The organism is Bradyrhizobium sp. TM233, from assembly GCF_036247965.1.
Lineage (GTDB): Bacteria > Pseudomonadota > Alphaproteobacteria > Rhizobiales > Xanthobacteraceae > Bradyrhizobium > Bradyrhizobium ottawaense.
In genome coordinates, this window is sequence record NZ_BTIG01000117.1 from 1 (window position 1) to 341 (window position 341).

At 66.0% G+C, this 341-nt stretch carries 1 protein-coding gene; it reads left to right on the forward strand.

Features of this window, described 5'->3' with window-relative positions:
- Positions 1-341 (forward strand): thiosulfate oxidation carrier protein SoxY (locus tag AABA86_RS33920; RefSeq protein ID WP_338309837.1); only part of this gene is annotated, 341 nt, incomplete at both ends.

A 341-nucleotide genomic window follows, 5' to 3' on the forward strand; every position in this document is an offset into this window, starting at 1 on the left:
CGGCGATCGTGCCGGTGACCCTGCGCAGCAAGCTGTCGCCCGCAGATAGTCGCCGTATCCGTTCGATCACGCTCGTGATCGACCGTAACCCGGCGCCGATGGCGGCCAAGTTCGAGCTCGGCTCCGACGCCAATGTCACCGAGATCTCGACGCGCGTGCGCGTCAACAATTACACCGATGTGCACGCGGTGGCCGAGCTCAGCGACGGCCAGCTCTATGTCTCGAAAGTCTATGTGAAGGCCTCGGGCGGCTGCTCGGCGCCGGCAGGAAAGAACGCCGAGGAGGCGCAAAACCGGCTCGGCCAGATGCGCTACAGGCAATTCGCGCGCGAGGAGGCGCCG